The organism is Flavobacterium cutihirudinis, assembly GCF_003385895.1.
Classification (GTDB): Bacteria; Bacteroidota; Bacteroidia; order Flavobacteriales; family Flavobacteriaceae; genus Flavobacterium; species Flavobacterium cutihirudinis.
The window spans coordinates 389,158-409,938 of the sequence record NZ_QRDQ01000010.1 but is presented as its reverse complement, the minus strand read 5'-3'; the positions used below and the strand labels follow the sequence as shown (position 1 = coordinate 409,938).

The window sequence follows — 20,781 nt, the reverse complement described above, 5'->3', positions numbered from 1 at the left end:
ATGCCAGCAAAAAAAGAACAAAACATTCCGCTTCTTGGACTTCAGGAATTTCAGAACGATCAAAACAGACAAAACGATCAGCTCATATTTAATGAGCTGCACGGAGAACGTCACATTGACAAACCGCATCAGCACGATTTTTTTATTATCGTGCTTTTCGAGCATGCAAAAGGAGTTCATAATATCGATTTTGTAGATTATCCAATCAGCAATCATCAAATTCATTTGCTTTTTCCAGGGCAAGTACACAAATGGAAAATTGAACCAGAAACCACAGGTTATCAATTAATGATAGGAAGGGATTTTTTCGAAAGTTTTTCTTCCAGTTTCCGATTTTCATTTGTTCAATACCACAATCATCCCGTTATAGATCTCAGTCATGAATCTTATAAGCTTTTGCATTATGAATTTGATGCAATCAAAAATGAATTGCAAAGCGAAAACAGTCTTCAGGAACTCATATATTCACGCACTTCTGTTATTGCTACAATCATAAGTAAAGAAGCTGCCAAAATCTTTACAGATCGGGATATTTATCAATCAGAACCTCGTATTGCAAAATTTCAGGAACTTATTGATGTTTTTTCGAAAGAGCAAAAACTAGTTTCTTTTTATGCTTCAAAGCTTCATGTTTCAGCCAATTATCTGAATATCCTCTGTAAAAAACATTTGAAAATTTCTGCCACACAATTAATCCAGCAACGAATTATTCTGGAATCTAAGCGTTATCTAAAAGCCACAAACCTTTCTATTAAAGAAATTGCTTTTGAGTTAGGCTTTATTGATCATGCCTATTTTTCGAATTTCTTCAAAACTCAAACCGGAATTACTCCCACAAATTTTCGCGATCAGTTATAAATTCTTCAAGACTTGAGATAAATTATTCACGGTTAATATTGTTGCGAAGCATATTTTTGTAAATCAAAATTACTTTGTATGAAAAATTCAAATATCAGTCGTAAAGATTTTTTAAGGAATTCGGTTTTTGGAGTTGCCGGACTTGCTGTAGGTTCTAGCTTTATTAATAGCGCAGCCGCTTCACCAATTATTGAAACAGAAATAAATACCGAAATAGCAACTAGTAAAACTTTTACCATAAAAAATGTTAGACTGGAAACTGGTTTTGATTATGAAGGAGACGAAGTTATTCATACTAAAACAGAACTATTCTGCATCGAAATAAGTGACGGAAAAATAAAATCGGTTTCAGCAAACAAACCAAACGCTCAAGCCATTGATGCAAAAGGTTTGTTGATGCTTCCGGCATTTAGAGATATGCACATTCATTTGGATAAAACTTTTTACGACGACTGGCAGGCTATAAAAAGAAGAAACGGAGGCGTTAAAGGAATGATTGCACTTGAGCAGCAAATATTACCGGACATGCTCAAAAACTCTACGCAAAAGGCCGAAAAATTAATCGAATTATTACAATCTCATGGAACTTCATTTGCACGCAGTCATGTAAACATTGAACCAACTTCAAAACTGCAGTCATTAAAGAATCTTCAAAAAGCTTTAGAAAATAAAAAAAATACTTTTGGTGCTGAATTAGTGGCATTTCCACAACATGGAGTTTATTATACCGACTCGGTTCCGTATCTAAAAGAAGCAGCCAAAATGGATATTGATTTTATTGGCGGACTTGATCCATTCAGCATTGACGGAGCGATTGAAAAAACGATAGATTTTACGGTACAATTAGCATTAGACAATAATAAAGGAATCGATATTCATTTGCATGAATCAGGAGATTCTGGAGTAAAAACGATCGAATATCTAATTGCCAAAGTCAACGAAAACCCAAGTTTAAAAGGAAAAACGTTTTTAAGTCATTGTTTTGCTCTTGCCAAATTAGAAAAAAACAAAGAGCAGGAAATGGCTGAGAAACTAAGCGCTGCTCAAGTTGGAATTGTTTCTACGGTTCCATTTGGAGGTTTAATCATGCCGATTCCAACTTTAATGAAATACGGCGTAAATGTAATGACAGGAAACGACAGCATTGTTGATCACTGGAATACGTTTGGAACAGGAAGTGTTTTGCAAAAAGCAAATCTTGCTGCACAATTATACGGACAAGCAACAGAATTTGGATTGTCAAGAATGTTAAAACTAGCAACAGCAGGACCAATTCCGTTGGATGATAAAGGGGTTCAGCAATGGCCGAAAACTGGAGATAAAGCCGATTTGGTTTTCTTAAAAGCCAGCTGCTCTGCAGAAGCCGTTTCCAGAATGTCACCGGTAAAAATGCTTATACATAACGGGAATATTGTTTAACTAAAAAAGCCGGAGGAATTAATTTCTTCTGGCTTTTTTGTTTTTAAATAACTCCCATTTTCTGCATGAGGAAAGTGGCACTTTTATTTTTACAAATTCCGCTTCTAAGTTTATAATCAAAATGGAGTTCGTTGTTCTTAATTTCGACTTCAAAACATTGATTCGTCAATATTTCAGGAAATTCATTTGTTGTCAGACAGACTTCAATATCATGCGTTGCAATTGCTCCGATAGCCCTTTTGGCAATAACCTTTTTTACGACTTCAATAGTTCCGTTTCGTTTATCATCTGAATTGGTTCCTCTTAAAATTTCATCCAATAAAACAAATGCCGAGCTTTCTTCTAATGCATCCATAATTTGTTTTAAACGTTTGATTTCGGCAAAAAAGTAAGATTCGCTGTCCGCTAAAGAATCAGACAATCGCATTGAAACCAATACTGGAAGTGGATGAATATTAGCTTTTGAAGCACAAACAACTGAGCCCATTCCACCTAATACCATATTGACACCTAAACTTCTTAAAAAAGTACTTTTTCCAGACATATTGGAACCCGTTAAAATAATAAAAGATTGCGGAGAAAAATCGACATCATTCCCTACTCTACCGTTTGCATTCAACAACGGATGACTTAAATCTTTAAAGTCAATTTTATGCTCAGAATTAATTTGAGGAAAAACAAAATCAGGATTATTAAATGATATATTAGCCAGACTATTTAAGGCTTCAAACTCTCCAATAATCTTAATCCATTTTTCAAGTTCTTCGGCATAATTTTCTTTCCATTTCAAAAGCGCTTTTAAAACATGAAGATTAAATAAAAAAGTTCCGTTGAATACAAGTGCGGTAACAAAATTACTAATGGTATCCATTCTTGAAAACAACTCTGATAATTGCTTTAAATGCGCACTGGCATCCGCATTCTTAAACTTTAATTGATGTTGCAAGCTGATTAATTTTTCTGACTCAAATTTTTCAGTTTCAATCTTCTCTACCAAAAGACTGTATTGCTTAATGATTTTATCAATATAATCTGCCTGGGCAATTTCAGACTTAATTCGCTTAGTTGCACTTCCTAAAATCATTAAATTACCAATAAAAACATAAGTCACATATGACAGTATAATCGTTTTTGAAGTAAAAATATAAGCTGCTAAAAAGCCAAAAAATAATACTGGAAAAGCAAACGACAATAAAACCAATACTTTAGGTAAAGTATTATTTTTAAATGAATTCCAATACATTAATGCATCATAAGAAGCTTTTGAGTCGTTGCTAATGGCGGCAAGCGATTGAAAATCCTGACGCCAATCAATTTTTTTCGCCAATTCATGAATTGCTTTCTGATTAGCAAGGATTTCTTCATTTGAAACTATTCCTAGTAATTTTGTTGCTAAGGTTTTCTTTCCAATAAAAGTCTCCGTTCTATTCAGATTTTGAAATAAAGAATGTTCTCCAAAAATATCAAGATCATAAGCATAAGGATGATGAAAATCGTTGAACTCAATACCATTTTCGAAAGGAAGTTTTTCTTTTTTTAGGAAAGAAATTTCATTTTGGTTGATTTTTAGTATTGCTTTTGTTAAATCTCTTTTGAAAGACAATCGGGAATGGATTCTCATCAAAAATAAAAAACCAGCAAAAGATAGAAAAGCTAAAGCAATAAAAAGTGTTTCAGAGGTTTTGATGTAGTAAAACAGCATAGCCAAACAAAAAAACACACTCAGTAACCTTAGAATACTTATACTATTATATCTTTTGCTGATTTTATTGAAAACATCTGAATAATGTGCAACCTTACTTATATAAATTTCCATTTTATTAATTTGATGAACTACAAATATAAGTCTTGAAACACAAATTCAGTATTAAAAAACTTAATTTAGTTTTCATGCATTACTAAAACAGGCACAGAAACCTCTTTGGTAATTTTTTTACTAAAACTCGAATCAAAAATAGATTCAAAGAAGGATCTTTTGTGTGTTATTGTTGTTAGAATATCAATATCTTTATAAAGTATAAAGTCTAGAATTGTTTCTTTCACTTCATCACTTGGCAAAATCAGAAAATCCACATTTTCATTAGCAAATTCTGTTTCCCATTCTTTAATAACAGCATCAGAAACATCAGAATTTGAAGTTTTCACATATAAGCTTTTTACTTTCGCTTCAGTCTTTTTAGCAATTTTTAAAATTCGGCGAAGCACTTCTTTATCTTTTTCTCTATAGCGTGTTGTAAAACCAATCGTTTTGACTTTCTTATACTTAGCATCGACAGGAACACATAAAACAGGAACTTTAACTTCAGAAATAACTGAATTTGTATTCGATCCTGTAAAGAATTTTGTCCAGTCAGAAGCACCCGTCGTACCCATAATAACAAAATCGACCTGATCCTCTTCTACTGCATTTTTTAAATTGTAAATTAAATCACCATCCATTAAACGGTGTTTAATTACGATATCATCCAATTTCCTTTCGGAAGCAATTGCACGAAGTTTCGGAATTTCATCTTTGAACATCTCAAACTTAGCAAGCTCGATAGAACTGTAAATCGACGCATAATTCTCAGGAAAAAACTGGCTGTCGTAAACCGGAATCTCAAATGTATGAAGCAAAATTAATTCGGCTTTGACAATTTTAGCAAATTCTAAAGCATGCACAAATGCATTCGTTGCAGCTTCGGAAAAATCTGTTGGGAATAATATTTTTTTCATTTTATTTCAGATTATTTAAGTTTCTTACTCAAATTTAATCATTCTAAAAATAAAAAGACCTGACAATTATCAGGAATTTAACACTTAAATATTTCCTTAATCAACTCTGCTTCAAAAAAACTTTATCAATTTACTCATGATGAGCTTTTCGAAACATTTATGCTTTTTTCATACCTTTGCGCCATGATAAATCAAGATTCTATAGTAGCACTGGCAACGCCTTCTGGAGCGGGAGCTATTGCGGTAATTCGTATTTCTGGCGCTGAAGCAATATCAATTGGAAACTCTGTTTTTAAATCAATTAAAAACAAAGATTTAACTAAACAAAAAACGCATACACTGCATTTAGGCCATATTACTGATAATGGAAAAACGCTTGATGAAGTTTTAGTTTCGGTTTTTAAAGGACCAAATTCTTATACAGGCGAAGATACGATCGAAATTTCGTGCCACGGTTCTACTTATATCCAGCAGCAAATTATTCAGTTATTATTACGAAAAGGATGCCGAATGGCCGATGCTGGAGAATTTACGCTACGCGCTTTCCTTAACGGAAAACTGGATTTATCACAAGCGGAAGCTGTTGCCGATTTAATATCATCTGACAACGAAGCATCACATCAAATTGCCATGCAGCAAATGCGTGGTGGTTTTAGCAACGAAATAGCCAAATTGCGTGAAGAGCTTCTAAATTTCGCGTCATTGATTGAATTAGAACTTGATTTTGCTGAAGAAGACGTAGAATTTGCAGACCGAACTCAATTTTATGAATTATTAAACCGAATTGAATTTGTTTTAAAGCGTTTGATTGATTCATTTGCAGTTGGAAATGTAATTAAAAATGGAATTCCGGTCGCTATTGTTGGAGAACCAAACGTTGGAAAATCAACTTTATTGAATGCTTTATTAAACGAAGAAAGAGCGATCGTTTCGGATATTGCAGGTACAACTCGTGATACAATTGAAGATGAATTGGTAATTGGCGGAATTGGTTTCCGATTTATTGATACAGCTGGAATTCGCGAAACAAAAGACGTTGTAGAAAGTATTGGAATAAAAAAGACTTTTGAAAAAATAGATCAGGCTCAGGTTGTGATTTATTTGTTTGATGGTTTAAAATTTCAGGTTTCAAGTACTGAATTTGTATCTGAGATTGAACAAATCAAAAACAAATATCCGCTAAAACCTTTATTAATTGTAGTAAACAAGAAAGATATATTGTCGGCTGATGAAGTTTCAAACATCACATCTAAGCTTGAAAATCTTAACGCAAAACTGCTATTAATTTCTGCAAAAGAAAAACTTGGCGTAGAAGATTTAAAGAATGAATTACTATCATTTGTCAACACCGGGGCTTTAAGAAACAATGAAACTATTGTAACAAATACAAGGCATTATGATTCTTTACTTAAAGCTTTAGATGAAATACAAAAAGTAAAATTTGGTCTTGAAACCAATCTTTCAAGTGACTTAATTGCACTTGATATTAAGGAAGCTTTATATCAATTCGGGTTGATCACTGGTCAGGTTTCAAATGATGAATTACTTGGGAATATTTTTGCTAATTTCTGCATCGGCAAATAGAGCAACAAAATAACATCAAACAAAAAAACGAGTTAAAATATTAAAAAATTAATATTTTAACTCGTTTTTTATTCACCTTTACTTTTGGTTGACAGATACTATTTTGATTAAATCTGCACCTCCTTTCTACCTCCAAAAAACTTACGAGCAAGAATAATTTTCTTAGCCAAATTATGGCAATGGCATATAGAGATACTAGAGTTCCTAACTAAAAATGGACACAGAAGAACAAAACCTTTGACTATAAAAAGAAATCTAAAAACCAAAGCAGAAGTACATACTGGAGTTCAAACAATATTGTCTAAAAAACAAGATGTTAACATTAAATATGTTAAAAAAAAGTAAAGTCCTTTCTTACATTGTAGTATTTTTACTTAGATTTGAACCATATTCGCATTTAACTATTATTCTAATAATTAATAATTAAAATCGTTAAAAGTAACACTGCTATCAACCAAAACCTCACAAAAAAAATATGAATTTCATAAAATCAAATCACTATTCTTCAGCAAACCTTTATAAAAAAGTGCTATTTCAATTTCTATTGTAGAACCTACAATCTTCTAACTTCATAACCAAAACAAATCACACAACAAATGCATTTTTATTTCTATTTCTCAAAAATAGAATAGAATTATTATGCCTCTTTTCAAAAAACCATAACCAATTAATGAGACAAACAATACTATTATTATGTTGCTTTCTTTTTTTATCAACTACTTTAAAGGCACAAACATCAGGCACAGTTAAAGGATATATAACAGACACCATAAACCATTCTACTTTAACGAAAGCATCAGTCTCATTGTTAAGAGCAAAAGATTCTATTTTAGTAAAATTTACCCGAACCAAAGAAAATGGGTATTTTGAGTTGAATAATGTTAAAGCCGGTAAATTTATTTTACTGGTTTCTTATCCTAAATATGCTGATTTTGTAGATCAATTTTCTGTCGATTCCACAAAGTTAATCAAGGATTATGGTAAAATTAATTTAGAAGATAGAGGAAAAATACTATCCGAAATAATTATCAAAGGCAATAGAGCTGCCATGAAAATCAAAGGAGATACGTTGGAATTTGATCCAAAAGCATTTAAAATAGAACCTAATGCAAAAGTGGAAGATCTGATAAAACAATTCCCTGGAATACAAATCGATAAGGATGGAAAAATTACTGCTCAAGGCGAAACTGTAACTAAAGTTTTGGTTGATGGTGAAGAATTTTTTGGTGATGATCCTACTTTAGTTACAAAAAACCTACGTGCAGACATGGTTGATAAGGTACAATTGTACGACAAAAAAAGTGATCAAGCCGCTTTTACAGGAATTGATGATGGTCAGAAAACCAAAACTCTAAATGTTAAACTTAAAGAAGACAAAAAAAATGGTCATTTCGGGAAAGTAGAACTCGGAGGAGGAACAAATAATTTTTACAAAGGTCAAGCCATGTTTAATAAGTTTTGGGATAAGAAAAAACTAGCAGCTTATGGCATTCTAGGCAACACCGGACAAGTAGGATTAGGATGGGGAGATAAAGATAAATATGGCCAAAGCGGTTATCAAGTAACTGATGACGGCGGTATTTATTTTTCAAACAATGGTAATGATGAATTAGATAGTTGGGACGGACAATTTAATGGTGAAGGGATTCCAGTAGTTCAAACTGGCGGAATACATTTTGATAATAAATGGAACAACGATAAAGAATCTATCAATGTAAATTATAAAATTGGCGATATCAAACTTTCAGGAAATCGCAATGATATTAGCCAGCAAAATTTAAGTTCAAGCAGTATTTACAATACTTCAGACAAGAGTTTTGAGAAAAATATGACTAAAAACAAACTTGATCTAGCTTATGAAATTAAAATTGATACTACTTTAACTTTAAAATTAAATGTAGATGGATTATTTAAAAAGAGTAATTCAAATGAAGCAGAAATGCAAAAAGGTACCGACGAACAAGGTAACCAATTGAATAACTTGAAACAGACCACTACAAACGATGTTGATGATAAAGTATTTAATATAAATACTTTATTAACCAAAAGACTTAAAAAAACAGGCCGAACATTATCTCTTAATTTAAATCAATCAAGTTCAGATAGTAAAAGTGATGGTTATTTAAATTCTAAAGCTGAGTTTTTTACAACATCTGTAATTAGTCCGGATAGTACCAAAGTAGTCGATCAAAACAAAGTCGACAATATTAGCAATACAGCTTTTAAATCGAATTTGATCTATACAGAACCGTTATCCAAAAGTCTATCTTTAATTCTTAATTATGGATTCAACATTAGTAACGGAAAAGCTGATCGTAAATCTTTTAATCAATCTGCAAATGGCGATTATAATGTTTTGGATTCCATCTTCAGTAATAATTATGAATTAGACCAAACGATAAATCAAGTTGGAGCAATTTTTAATTACAAAAAAAACAAAACTGTTCTTTCTTTTGGTTCTAAATTTAGTGGCGTACACTTTAAACAATATGATGTTTATACAGATAGTTCTTTTAAACGAAAATTTGTCAACTACATGCCTCAGATAAATTATCAATATAATTTTAAACAAAGACAATCATTGCGTTTATCGTATAACGGAAACACCGATCAACCAACATTAGAACAAATACAGCCGATACGAGATAATCAAAACCAATTAAACACGATTGTGGGTAATCCAAATCTAGATCCTTCTTTTAGAAATACATTTAGAGGAAATTATTATTCATATAAAGTACTTAGCAATCAGTATTTTTCGGTTGGTGGATCGTATAATTTTACGCTAAATCCAATAATCAGTAATGTGCTTACAAATGATAGAGGAGAAAGTATATCACAATTTGTAAACCTGGAAAACAAAGCTTCAACAAGTTATTATTTGAATAGTAATTTTGGCAAAACAATCAAAGCCATAGACATGAACGCAGGAATTGGTTTAAGTGCCAACAAAAATGTAAACTATAATTACATCAATACAAAGCTGAATCAAACTAAAAATTCAAGTTATTCCTTTGATTTTAGTTTATCAAAGTATAAAGAAAAAAAATACAACTTTAATGTCAACTTCGGACCTACTTACAACGTTGCTGATGCAAGCATCAACGAAAACAGTGATAGTAATGGTTGGGGTTTTAATGGAAATTTCTGGGCCAGTATAGATTTACCTTTCAAACTAGAAATTAGCACAGATGGCAATTATCAATATAATGGAAAAACACAAGTGATTCAAGAAAGTTTTGAGCGTTTTATTTGGAATGCAGCTATCACTAAAAAATTCTTAAAATCAAATGATTTAAGAGTTTCTATAACGGGAAGAGATCTTTTGAACCAAAATGTAGGATTTAACCGTTCTGCATTCAATGGAAATATCTACCAAAGTACTTATACGACTATCCAAAGATATTTTATGTTCTCTGTAAGCTGGGATTTCAGCAAAATGGGCGGAGGAGAAATTAAACAAAACTAAAACCATGAAAACAATAATAAATCGCATCTTAATTTTAATAATTATATTGACAAGCAGCAATACTTTTGCACAAAATGACCACTTTGTACAAAATGGCGTAATCGAATTTGAGAAAAAATCGAATATGTATGCTTTAATTACAAAAAAAATAAAAGGAGAAACGGATAGTTATTATCAAGCCGCTTTTGATGGTTATAAAAAAAACAATCCACAATTTAAAACCACAAAAAGCATTCTCAGTTTTTCAAAAAACAAGAGTTTATACAAATGGGATGAGACAAATCAATCAGCAAGCAACAATTGGATTGCAGATGATGTAATGGCTAATTTAAAAAATGTTATCGCCACAGATCTAGATACCCAAACCAGTATTACCCAAAAAAACGTTTACGATGATTTATACTTAGTTAAAGATAGTTTACGAAAAATTGACTGGAAAATTACCGATGAAACCAGAGAAATTGCGGGTTATGAATGTCGCAGAGCAAATGCTATAGTTCTCGATTCTGTTTATGTTGTTGCCTATTACACCATTCAAATTCCATTCTCAGGTGGTCCTGAATCTTTTACAGGCTTACCAGGAACAATTTTAGGCTTGGCAATGCCACATGAAAACATGACATGGTTTGCCACAAAAGTTACTGAAATTCAAGTTACTGACAAAGATTTAGCTCCACCAATTAAAGGCAAACCTACTGACAACAAAGGACTGAACAAAATACTTTTGGATGCTTTGAAAGACTGGGGAAAATGGGCGAAAAGAACACTACAAGCCTACTCTTTATAACTAGCTATCAAAATATATTTCTGATATTAAAATATGGACTGCTACTTTCTGCATCAGAAAATACAATAAACTTATTATCAAAACTTACAAATCTTTTATTTGTTCAAAGTGTTGTTTAGCAAGCCTTATTTGAAAACATAAAAAACCAATATAACTCATAAATAAAAAAATCCGTGAGTAACTTTACTCACGGATTTAAAACAAATCAAATTTCACTCAACGTTCTTTCAGTAATTCCTAAAAAAGAGGCCTGAAACAACTTGGGTACTCTTAAAAAAATCGAAGGGTATAATGCCCTGAATTTATCATATCTGTCTTTTGAATTTGTATACATAAAAATCATGATTCTATTTTGAAGCATAATACAGGTATCATTGCTTTTCTTCCTAAAAAAGTATTCCATTTTTTTTGAAACTGCACAGAGCTTTTCTTTATCTTGATATGATATTCGGTAAACTTCAGTATCTTCAAGACATTTTATGCTAATTCTCGTTTTAACACCAGTATTAAAAGACTCCGTATCTGATATCCATTCATCTTCTGCAGCGAAATGTAGAATACTTTTTTTTCCAAATTCATTTAGAAAAGACGAGGCTGTTAATCCTTCGGTTATGTAAAATTCAGAATTAGCTAATTCTCCAGCTTCTACCAAATATTTCCCTTTCTTGTAAAATTCTTTGTAAAAATAGGATTCTATCTCTGCAAACTCCTCATGTGATATTTGTACTATCTTATTTATATGTTGTTTCAGCATTTCCTGCATCTGATTTTTAATTAATATTAACTAAAGATAATCTGCTTAAGACAGGTAAGAATAATTGGATCATAGCAGAGACATCTCAACCTCACTATTAACCGATTTTAATTCATTTAACTCACCGTCTTTAATTGCCGCCTGAGCTGCCGCAAGACGAGCAATTGGAACTCGAAACGGAGAACAGCTGACATAATCCATACCAATACTATGACAGAATTCTATAGAAGATGGATCTCCCCCATGCTCACCACAAATTCCTAATTTTAGATCAGGTCTTTCAGATAAACCTTTGGCAGCAGCCATTTTCATAAGTTGCCCTACTCCTTTTCGATCTAGCACCTGAAAAGGATCATTTTCTAAAATACCGTTTTCCAGATAGAACGGAAGGAATTTCCCAGCATCATCTCTTGAATAACCAAAAGTCATCTGTGTAAGATCATTTGTCCCGAAAGAGAAAAATTCAGCACTATGAGCAATTTTATCGGCAACTAAAGCTGCACGGGGAACCTCTATCATCGTTCCCACTTTATAATCGATACGCACACCATATTCACGAAAAACCTTCTCTGCGGTTTGATTTACGATCTCTTTCTGCATTTCCATTTCGGCAGGAGTTCCCGTTAAAGGAATCATGATTTCCGGGAAAGTTTTAATAGCTGCTTTTTTTAGATTTAAAGCTGCTTCTAAAATTGCCCTTGTCTGCATTTCTGAAATTTCAGGATAAGTATTTCCTAAGCGGCATCCTCTGTGGCCCAACATTGGGTTAGACTCATGCATCGTTCTTATTTTTTCCTGCAGCTTTGCAAGTGAAATACCCATTTCTTCTGCCATTTCTTTCTGGCTTGCTTCTTCATGAGGAACGAATTCATGCAACGGAGGATCTAATAAACGAATAGTAACAGGTAAGCCTTCCATAGCCCAAAGAATTCCTTCTAAATCCTGACGCTGCATCGGAAGCAATTTAGCAAGTGCCGCATTGCGTCCAGCTTTATCTTCTGCCAAAATCATCTCTCGTACAGCTTTTATTTTATCTCCTTCGAAAAACATATGCTCCGTGCGGCACAACCCAATTCCCTGTGCTCCAAAACGTCTTGCTGCTTCTGCATCCTGAGGCGTATCTGCATTGGTGCGGACTTTCATTTTTGCATGGTTATCAGTCATATTCATCAATGTATCAAAATCACCGCTTAATGTTGCTGCCGTCGTTGCAATTTGTCCCTTATAAATTTTCCCGGTAGAACCGTCAAGAGAAATCCAGTCTCCTTCCTGAAGTTCAACATTATCACATTTCAGACTACGTGTCTTATAATTAATCCTAAAGTTTTCTGCTCCTGATACGCAACATTTCCCCATCCCTCTAGCTACAACAGCGGCATGAGAAGTCATTCCGCCTCGAGCGGTAAGAATACCTTGTGCGGCTACCATTCCTTTTAAATCTTCCGGAGAGGTTTCTAATCTGACCAAAATAACTGTCTTTCCTTCTTCTTCCCATTTAACAGCATCTTCGGCAAAAAACACAATCTGACCTGAAGCTGCCCCGGGTGAAGCCGGAAGTCCTTGTCCTAAAACAACTGCTTTGTTCAGATTATTTTTTTCAAAAACAGGGTGTAATAATTCGTCTAGTCGCTCTGGCTGTACTCTTAACAAAGCTTCTTTCTCGGTCAAAATTCCTTCTTCATACATATCTACTGCCATTTTTACCATCGCCGCGCCGGTACGCTTTCCATTTCTGGTCTGCAGCATCCATAACTGACCTTCCTGAATGGTAAATTCAATATCCTGCATATCCTTGTAATGATTTTCGAGTCTTATTCCAATATCTTGAAGTTCTTTAAAAATTTTAGGCATGGTTTCTTCCAATGAAGGAAATTTTTCTAAGCGCTCCTTCTCTGAAATTCCAGCTGATGCAGCCCATCTTCTTGAACCTTCCAAAGAAATTTGCTGAGGCGTACGGATACCGGCCACCACATCTTCACCCTGCGCATTGATCAAGTATTCCCCATTGAAAATATTCTCACCCGTACTGGCATCGCGAGTAAAAGCAACTCCTGTTGCGGAATTTATTCCCATATTACCAAATACCATTGCCTGAACATTTACAGCTGTTCCCCAATCTTCTGGAATATTATTTAACTGACGATAATAAACAGCTCTTTCATTCATCCAGCTGTCAAAAACTGCTGTAATCGCTCCCCCCAACTGCTCCCAGGGATCTGATGGAAAATCTGCTCCTGAAAACTTTTTTACCATTGATTTAAAAAGGTAAACCATTTCTTTTAAATCTTCGGCTGTGAATTCATTATCCAGTTTTACGTTTTTTACTTTTTTTAGTTCCTCAATAATTTCTTCAAACGGATTTTTATCTTCTCTGTTTAAAGGCTTGATGTGCAAAACGACCTCGCTGTACATTTGAATAAATCTGCGATACGAATCCCAAACAAAACGAGGATTTTCTGTTTTGTTTGCCAATCCTTCTGCTGATTGATCGTTCAATCCTAAATTTAGTATTGTGTCCATCATTCCGGGCATAGAAGCTCTTGAACCAGAACGGACAGAAACTAGAAGTGGTTCTGTATTACTGCCAAATAAGTTTCCCATCTGGCTTTCCATTTCTGTGATAGCACTTTGTACTTCATCTTTGATTCTGCTTAGAACTACTGAACGCCTACCGGCAGAATAGAGTGCGCACATTTCGGTACTTATTGTAAATCCCGGAGGAACTGGCATTCCCAAAAGATTCATCTCACATAAGTTTGCTCCTTTGCCCCCAAGAAGATCTTTCATTTGGGCATTCCCTTGGGCTTTTTTACTCCCAAAAGTGTATACTGTTTTTTTTAACTCAGTCATTGTTTAAGTTATTTAGTGTGTTGGTTTTAAAATGATTTAAGATTTACGAAATCGATATAGTTGAATGAGTTAAAAAAAATATGAATTGCTTCATATTTTTTTCAATGCGTTTTCTTATTAAGAAATGCACCAACTATAATTTCGTTTTTTCAAAAGTTCCGATACTTCCATAGAAATACCAGTTCTCTTACAAAGTGTAAAATCATTGATAAAATTCGCGGCACCAATAGCTCTTTGACTACTGCAGTTTTTTTTACAAATTCCGTTTCGGTACGGAATCCTTCCGGTGCAATCTCTCCTCTATTTGCAACTGGCATTTTAGAAATTATTCTCATCGTAATAATTTAAATAAAATATTAAACAAATTTTATAGTACTGAATGCAATGTAGCTTCTAAACGCTTTATTCTTAATAAGCAAAAAATTATATCAGGCTCACTTTCCGATAAATTTTATTACTATAAACAAAGCATTATCCGCAACTCATTCAATATGTATCTTTTCCAAAATTAATAATTCTTATTTATAATACTAATTAAATAGCTTTAAGCAGTGAACCAATTTTTAATAATATCTTTTTCAACTGATTCACCTGCCAAATGAATAAAGTCGTTCTTTTTATTATCATAACGATAAGCAGTCTGCCAGTGCTCAGCATTTTGTGCAACAAGCGCAATAGCATCGCATATATATTCAATCTCTTTATTAGTCATTGTAGGATGAATTGACATTCTGATCCAGCCTGGACGCTCAGCCAAACATCCGCCTAATATCTTCTGCTCGATTGATTTTGACAATGACACATCTACATTTAATAAATAATGTCCGTATGTACCTGCGCAGGAACAACCTCCTCTAGTTTGAATACCGAAACGGTCATTTAGCAACCTAACAATCAAATTATAATGCAGATCTTCAATATAAAAAGAAAATAGCCCAAGACGATCTGTGTTTTTTGGTGCAAGTATCTGTAGATTTTCTATTTTGGAAAGTCTTTCAAAAATAATTGAATTAAGTTCGTGCTCTCTTCTCAAAATATTCTCCGTTCCCATCTGTTCTTTCAGTCTAATGGCCATAGCTGTTCTAATAGTCTGAAGAAACCCTGGTGTACCGCCATCTTCTCTGGTTTCTATATCATCGATATAATCGCGGTCTCCCCACGGATTGGTATACGATACAGTACCTCCTCCAGGATTATCAGGAACTAGATTTTTATACAGTTTTTTATTGAAAATTAATACACCGCAAGAACCCGGACCTCCAAGGAATTTATGAGGTGAAAAAGTAATGGCATCTAAATACTCTTCTTCTTTTTCCGGATGCATATCGATATCTGTGTAAGGCGCTGAACAGGCAAAATCTACAAAACAAAGCCCGCCATGTTTGTGCATTATTCCTGCAATTGCATGATAATTGGTTCGTATTCCTGTTACATTAGAACAGCCCGTTATCGCGGCAATTTTTATAGGTGTCTCTTTATAATTCTTAAGCAAATCCTCAAGACCTGTCAAAGAAGGCAAACCATCTAAATCAGCAGGAATAACCTCTACTCTTGCAATAGTTTCAAGCCATGATGTCTGATTGGAATGATGCTCCATATGCGAAACAAAAATAATCGGTCTCAAATCCTCAGGAACATTCGTATGCTTTCTTAAGTTTTCATTGACTTTCAGGCCTAAAATACGTTGGAATTTATTAATCGCTCCAGTCATTCCTGTTCCTTCCGTAATCAATATATCATCTACCGATGCATTAACGTGGTCTTTTATAATTTGTCGCGCATCATGATAAGCATGAGTCATGACAGAGCCAGTAACAGCGGTTTCTGTGTGGGTATTTGCCACATACGGTCCAACTTCATTGAGCAATTTTTCTTCAATTGGTCTGTACAATCTTCCGCTGGCAGTCCAATCAGCATAAATAATTTTCTGAATCCCGTAAGGTGATTCAAAACTTTGTTCTGTTCCGACAATTCCTTCACGAAATGCGCTGAAATAAGATTCCAAGTTCTCTATTCTTTCGGAGAATCCTGAATTAACTGTTGTATCTATATTTTCTGAGTTCATTTACTTTTTGTTATGGTTTTTTATTTCTTAAAATTTCTAATCAGTAACAGATTAGTGTCTATAATTTTAAAATCAAATAATTTATAATTTCAATATTTTCTAGTTATTAAAGTGCGAAAGTAAATTATCAGATTTAGAGTCTTTGTGTTTTTTGTCACAGTTCCGTAAATATTATTCTTTTACATTTCAAACACTTACATACGGATATCACTTACAAATTGCTTTTTTAAATTATGTGTTTTTTGCTTTCAGCTTTTATTTCATTTTTAAATTACAATGAAGAGCTCAAAAATTACAATCATATTCACATATAAAAAAAAACACATTATCTATTCTAAAAAATGATATATTTGCACTTTACATTAACAATGAAAAAACAAATCAATACCTCTATTATTAATATTATTATCATTCGATAGTAGTAGAGGGAATTTTATATAAAAGTATTACGATACCATTTTTTTAAAACCTCCCTGAAACGGGAGGTTTTTTTATTTAAACAAACATGAAAAATTTAGTAGTTAGTATCATTATCGCAATTATTATCATTTGTCTCATATGACGAGTCAGGATTATATTGTCTAATACAAACCTTTCTCAGTCAAAACGAGGAAGGTTTTTTTTTATCTAAAATTTTAATCGCTTAACAATAAAACCATAATGAAAGAAGAATATACGTTAACAGTTTACACCGAAGATCAAATAGGCTTAATGAATAAAATAGCCATCATGTTTTCAAGGAAAAAAATCAGTTTGAAAAGCCTGAATATTTCTTCATGCGAAATTGCCAGAATGTTCCGCTTTACTATTGTTGTGAATGAAACTTCAGAAATAGTAAAAAACCTTACTCTTCAAATAGAAAAAATTATTGATGTCTTTAAATGTTATTGTAACAGTAATGAGGAAATAGTCATTGTACAAACTGTCTTATATAAAGTCCCAACAAAGGTTCTGATGACAGCTGAAAATTTTGATGTCTTACTAAAAAAGTATAGCGCCAAATTTGTATCCGTTGAAAAAAAATACACTTTCATTGAGTTCACCGGTCAGGAAAACGAAATAGATTGTCTAACTCTGGCTTTTCAAAAATTCGAACTTGTTGAGTTTGTAAAGAGTGCTACAATTTCTCTTATCAAATCCAGTGAAGGTTTTGAAAAAGAATTGAAAGAATTAGAAGAACAGGCGATGCAGTTTCATAATTCTAAACTAGAATATCCTAATACGTTATAACACTTAATTTGCTGCTTTTTCTTTAAAACGCTCTACAACTATAAACACTTGTTCTTAAATTTTAATCTAGTCTTTTGACGCCAGATAATGTTCTGCATCCAAAGCTGCCATACAACCCGTTCCTGCTGCAGTAATTGCCTGACGATAGACATGATCTGCAGCATCTCCTGCAACAAAAACACCATCAACATTTGTTTTAGATGTTCCAGGGGTATTTACAATATATCCTGTTTCATCAAGCGTGATATAATCTTTGAAGATGTCTGTATTTGGTTTGTGACCAATTGCAACGAAGAAACCAGTTGCAGGAATTTCGATTACTTCTCCGGTAGTTTTGTTTAAGGCTTTAATAGCATGAACAACGTTATTATCACCTAAAACTTCAATAGTATCGTGATTCATTAAAATCTCAATGTTTTCAGTTTTGCGAACACGTTCTTCCATAATTTTAGAAGCTCTGAATTTTTCGCTTCTTACCAACATTGTTACTTTTTTACAAAGTTTAGAAAGATAATGCGCTTCTTCACAAGCAGAGTCACCTGCTCCAACAATTACAACTTCCTGATTTCTGTAGAAAAATCCGTCACAAACAGCGCAGGCAGAAACTCCTCCTCCCATATTTAAATAATGTTGTTCTGATGGCAATCCTAAATATTTTGCAGATGCTCCTGTCGAAATAATAACAGTTTCACAATGCAATTCGATAGTATCATTAATCCAAACTTTATGAATATCTCCTGAAAAATCAACTTTTGTAGCCCAGCCGTCACGGATATCCGCACCAAAACGTTTTGCTTGTTCCTGTAACTGGATCATCATTTCGGGACCTGTAACACCATCAACATAACCCGGAAAATTCTCTACTTCATTTGTGGTAGTCAATTGACCTCCGGGCTGCATTCCCTGATATAAAACCGGATTCATATTTGCTCTGGCAGCATAGATTGATGCTGTATAACCCGCCGGTCCCGAACCTATAATAAGACATTTAATTTTTTCTATTGTATCTGACATATGATGATAGTTTAAATTGCAATAAGTCTGTAATTGATATTTCAATCAATACAAAGATTCTTGCAATCATTGTTTTATTGATGAAAATTATTCCCTGATGTTATTTTAAATCAAAAAGCACGATTTAAAAAAAGCGAAAATAAATTTTCTTCAGTATCATCTCTGTATCTTTTGTCACACTTAGATTTACAAAATTGCTTTTAAGCTCTGAAACACTAATAAATACAATTAATTTAGTAAATAACTAATCCTGTCTTTTTTTTTAAAGAATTTATTTCTTGAGTTAAATAAACCAATTTTAAGGGTAAATATATTCGGTCACTTTTTATTGAAAAAATCTTCAGACAAAAAGCATTGAAACTCTATATAATAATACTTTACCAGACGGTTTACATTTTAAAACTTAACAAAAATGTTTGTATAATATTTTTTCCCATTAGCAGGGTTTTCCATAACCGAAATTCCAAAATCGGTAAAATCACCCTCTATAATCGCTCTATGAGAAGGACTCTGTAACCATGAATTCAAAGCGCCTTCTGCACTTCGATAATTATAAGCAATGTTTTCTGCAACATTCTTTGCTCCTAAAACTTTAATAATAGATTCTGAACGATTTACAAAGTCCTCATGACCTACATTATCTTTAAGAATCATATCATTATTATGTTCACTAGCCTTTTCTGAAACATGATCAATTTTATTTAATGGCTTAAGACCAATACTGATTCGGTAATCGTTAATTACTTTCATTGTCTGTATTTCATCATTATTATACACAAACTCATGACTTATTTCTTCTTTATAATTGGCATCTTCATGATTAGCATCTTCCGAATCGCAACAACAAAATAAAAGACCAAGAATCACAAACAAATAACTTCTTCTAAAAATTTTCATACTAAAAACATATAATTTCCAAACTGTCTAATAAAGTACAAATGTCACTATATCAGAATCTTAAAGAAGTAAGAATCGGACACAAAAATTACATTTTCAGACATTTCGAAAATTATTAAAAGGAAGGTATCTGCATCTAAATAATATCACTCTAGTTCAAATTTTGAGTTTTCAGCAATAATTACAAATACTAAAAAAACAATAAAATTAATAGCTATGGAATTCGGGGTGAAAGAAACGTGCATTATCCCCATTAAATCAAAATAGAATAAAATTTTACTAATCTTTTGCCATAATCAAGATTAAATAACAATGTTTTATTAAATGATTTAAAAAAACAACTCTTAAAATATTGCATTTTTTCTTACTAATTAATAAAAGACGACGCTCAAATTTAAAAATATTTACTAAAACGATTTATTAAATGATAATTATAGATTTCTATCATGTATTTAATATTAAAAATGACAATACAATAGTTTTTTTACTATTATTGTAAGTGATTGATAAATGTATTTTTCACAGTAAATAAACAGTATTTTTAATATATTATAAATGGAAAGAAGAGAAGCACTGAAAAAGTTTGCTTATTTGTTGGGTGGAGCACTTTCTGCCTCAACAATGGGCGTTATATTTGAAAGTTTTACTGTATTTGACCCAATAAACAACAGTTATTCTTTTTCAAGTACAGATGAAGAAATATTATCTGAATTTTCAGAAATAATCTTACCAACAACCGCAGCATCACCCGGAGCTAAAGACGCTGGTGTAGGTGCATTTATTCCTTTGGTTATAAAAGAATGTTATCCTCCCGATTTGCAAAAAATTTTTAAAAATGGATTTGATAATATGCTGGCAAAAAGCAAAACTAAATTCAATAAAGAATTCTTAAATCTTACTAGTGAAGAGAAAAAAATGCTGGTAACTGATCTTAGACAAGAATCTATCGATAACAATAAAGAACCTTCATTCTTTTTGATTGCCAGAGACTTAACACTATTAGGTTATTTTTCTTCAGAAATAGGCTGTACAGTCGCAAGAGAGTATTTGCCAATACCTGGCAAATATGATGGAAATGTCGACTACGTTACTGGGCAAAAAGCCTGGGCAACATAAAAGACAAAGCAATTATAAATATT

At 32.8% G+C, this 20,781-nt stretch carries 14 protein-coding genes; 7 read left to right on the top strand and 7 right to left on the bottom strand.

Annotated elements, in window-relative coordinates; translation table 11 throughout:
- Together BD847_RS16390 and BD847_RS16385 are read left to right on the top strand one after the other, a co-directional pair.
- On the top strand, nt 1–858 hold the full coding sequence (locus tag BD847_RS16390; protein WP_115889339.1) for a helix-turn-helix domain-containing protein: 858 nt from the start codon (nt 1–3) through the stop codon (nt 856–858).
- A gap of 78 nt (nt 859–936) precedes the next feature.
- Nucleotides 937–2,277, top strand: a complete 1,341-nt coding sequence (locus tag BD847_RS16385) for an amidohydrolase (protein ID WP_115889338.1) — start codon at nt 937–939, stop codon at nt 2,275–2,277.
- Nucleotides 2,278–2,320: 43 nt separating this feature from the next.
- Here BD847_RS16385 and BD847_RS16380 read toward each other — a convergent pair whose 3' ends face one another.
- Nucleotides 2,321–4,093 carry a MutS-related protein gene (locus tag BD847_RS16380; RefSeq protein WP_115889337.1) on the bottom strand — a complete coding sequence of 591 codons (1,773 nt, stop codon included), beginning with the start codon at nt 4,091–4,093 and terminating at the stop codon, nt 2,321–2,323.
- A 65-nt stretch (nt 4,094–4,158) separates the two neighbouring features.
- Entirely contained in the window at nt 4,159–4,992 is an 834-nt protein-coding gene (locus BD847_RS16375; protein WP_115889336.1) for a universal stress protein, read from the bottom strand.
- A gap of 183 nt (nt 4,993–5,175) precedes the next feature.
- Between BD847_RS16375 and mnmE the strand changes: the two genes are divergently transcribed.
- The 3 genes from mnmE to BD847_RS16360 all read left to right on the top strand — a co-directional run bounded on the left by mnmE (nt 5,176) and on the right by BD847_RS16360 (nt 10,832).
- Nucleotides 5,176–6,576, top strand: coding sequence for a tRNA uridine-5-carboxymethylaminomethyl(34) synthesis GTPase MnmE (gene mnmE / locus BD847_RS16370; protein ID WP_115889335.1), 1,401 nt, complete (start codon nt 5,176–5,178; stop codon nt 6,574–6,576).
- Between the two features lie 670 nt (nt 6,577–7,246).
- Nucleotides 7,247–10,045, top strand: coding sequence for an outer membrane beta-barrel family protein (locus tag BD847_RS16365; RefSeq protein WP_115889334.1), 2,799 nt, complete (start codon nt 7,247–7,249; stop codon nt 10,043–10,045).
- Between the two features lie 4 nt (nt 10,046–10,049).
- Nucleotides 10,050–10,832, top strand: coding sequence for a GLPGLI family protein (locus tag BD847_RS16360; protein WP_115889333.1), 783 nt, complete (start codon nt 10,050–10,052; stop codon nt 10,830–10,832).
- Nucleotides 10,833–11,037: 205 nt separating this feature from the next.
- On the opposite strand, the gene BD847_RS16355 is transcribed toward BD847_RS16360, so the two are convergent.
- The 3 genes from BD847_RS16355 to BD847_RS16340 all read right to left on the bottom strand — a co-directional run bounded on the left by BD847_RS16355 (nt 11,038) and on the right by BD847_RS16340 (nt 16,501).
- A complete protein-coding gene (locus BD847_RS16355) occupies nt 11,038–11,586 on the bottom strand; it encodes a Crp/Fnr family transcriptional regulator (protein ID WP_167443874.1) in 549 nt (182 codons plus the stop codon).
- A 69-nt stretch (nt 11,587–11,655) separates the two neighbouring features.
- Nucleotides 11,656–14,436, bottom strand: a complete 2,781-nt coding sequence (gene ppdK, locus BD847_RS16350; protein ID WP_115889331.1) for a pyruvate, phosphate dikinase — start codon at nt 14,434–14,436, stop codon at nt 11,656–11,658.
- A gap of 544 nt (nt 14,437–14,980) precedes the next feature.
- The gene (locus BD847_RS16340; protein WP_115889329.1) at nt 14,981–16,501 is read right to left on the bottom strand and encodes an aminotransferase class V-fold PLP-dependent enzyme; all 1,521 of its coding nucleotides are present in this window, start codon (nt 16,499–16,501) and stop codon (nt 14,981–14,983) included.
- Between the two features lie 660 nt (nt 16,502–17,161).
- On the opposite strand from BD847_RS16340, the gene ilvN reads away from it, so the two are divergent.
- Entirely contained in the window at nt 17,162–17,731 is a 570-nt protein-coding gene (ilvN, locus tag BD847_RS16335) for an acetolactate synthase small subunit (RefSeq protein WP_115889328.1), read from the top strand.
- Between the two features lie 66 nt (nt 17,732–17,797).
- On the opposite strand, the gene trxB is transcribed toward ilvN, so the two are convergent.
- Together trxB and BD847_RS16325 are read right to left on the bottom strand one after the other, a co-directional pair.
- On the bottom strand, nt 17,798–18,745 hold the full coding sequence (gene trxB, locus BD847_RS16330; protein WP_115889327.1) for a thioredoxin-disulfide reductase: 948 nt from the start codon (nt 18,743–18,745) through the stop codon (nt 17,798–17,800).
- 396 nt (nt 18,746–19,141) lie between these two features.
- A complete protein-coding gene (locus BD847_RS16325; protein WP_115889326.1) occupies nt 19,142–19,642 on the bottom strand; it encodes a CAP domain-containing protein in 501 nt (166 codons plus the stop codon).
- 555 nt (nt 19,643–20,197) lie between these two features.
- Here BD847_RS16325 and BD847_RS16320 point away from each other — a divergent pair.
- A complete protein-coding gene (locus BD847_RS16320) occupies nt 20,198–20,758 on the top strand; it encodes a gluconate 2-dehydrogenase subunit 3 family protein (protein ID WP_115889325.1) in 561 nt (186 codons plus the stop codon).
- Nucleotides 20,759–20,781: the final 23 nt, after the last annotated feature.

What these genes read in the sequence shown, in the direction of transcription:
- BD847_RS16390 (WP_115889339.1), top strand. Translation starts at nt 1, where the DNA reads ATGCCAGCAAAAAAAGAACAAAACATTCCGCTTCTTGGACTTCAGGAA.
- BD847_RS16385 (WP_115889338.1), top strand. Translation starts at nt 937, where the DNA reads ATGAAAAATTCAAATATCAGTCGTAAAGATTTTTTAAGGAATTCGGTT.
- BD847_RS16380 (WP_115889337.1), bottom strand. Translation starts at nt 4,093, where the DNA reads ATGGAAATTTATATAAGTAAGGTTGCACATTATTCAGATGTTTTCAAT.
- BD847_RS16375 (WP_115889336.1), bottom strand. Translation starts at nt 4,992, where the DNA reads ATGAAAAAAATATTATTCCCAACAGATTTTTCCGAAGCTGCAACGAAT.
- mnmE (WP_115889335.1), top strand. Translation starts at nt 5,176, where the DNA reads ATGATAAATCAAGATTCTATAGTAGCACTGGCAACGCCTTCTGGAGCG.
- BD847_RS16365 (WP_115889334.1), top strand. Translation starts at nt 7,247, where the DNA reads ATGAGACAAACAATACTATTATTATGTTGCTTTCTTTTTTTATCAACT.
- BD847_RS16360 (WP_115889333.1), top strand. Translation starts at nt 10,050, where the DNA reads ATGAAAACAATAATAAATCGCATCTTAATTTTAATAATTATATTGACA.
- BD847_RS16355 (WP_167443874.1), bottom strand. Translation starts at nt 11,586, where the DNA reads ATGCTGAAACAACATATAAATAAGATAGTACAAATATCACATGAGGAG.
- ppdK (WP_115889331.1), bottom strand. Translation starts at nt 14,436, where the DNA reads ATGACTGAGTTAAAAAAAACAGTATACACTTTTGGGAGTAAAAAAGCC.
- BD847_RS16340 (WP_115889329.1), bottom strand. Translation starts at nt 16,501, where the DNA reads ATGAACTCAGAAAATATAGATACAACAGTTAATTCAGGATTCTCCGAA.
- ilvN (WP_115889328.1), top strand. Translation starts at nt 17,162, where the DNA reads ATGAAAGAAGAATATACGTTAACAGTTTACACCGAAGATCAAATAGGC.
- trxB (WP_115889327.1), bottom strand. Translation starts at nt 18,745, where the DNA reads ATGTCAGATACAATAGAAAAAATTAAATGTCTTATTATAGGTTCGGGA.
- BD847_RS16325 (WP_115889326.1), bottom strand. Translation starts at nt 19,642, where the DNA reads ATGAAAATTTTTAGAAGAAGTTATTTGTTTGTGATTCTTGGTCTTTTA.
- BD847_RS16320 (WP_115889325.1), top strand. Translation starts at nt 20,198, where the DNA reads ATGGAAAGAAGAGAAGCACTGAAAAAGTTTGCTTATTTGTTGGGTGGA.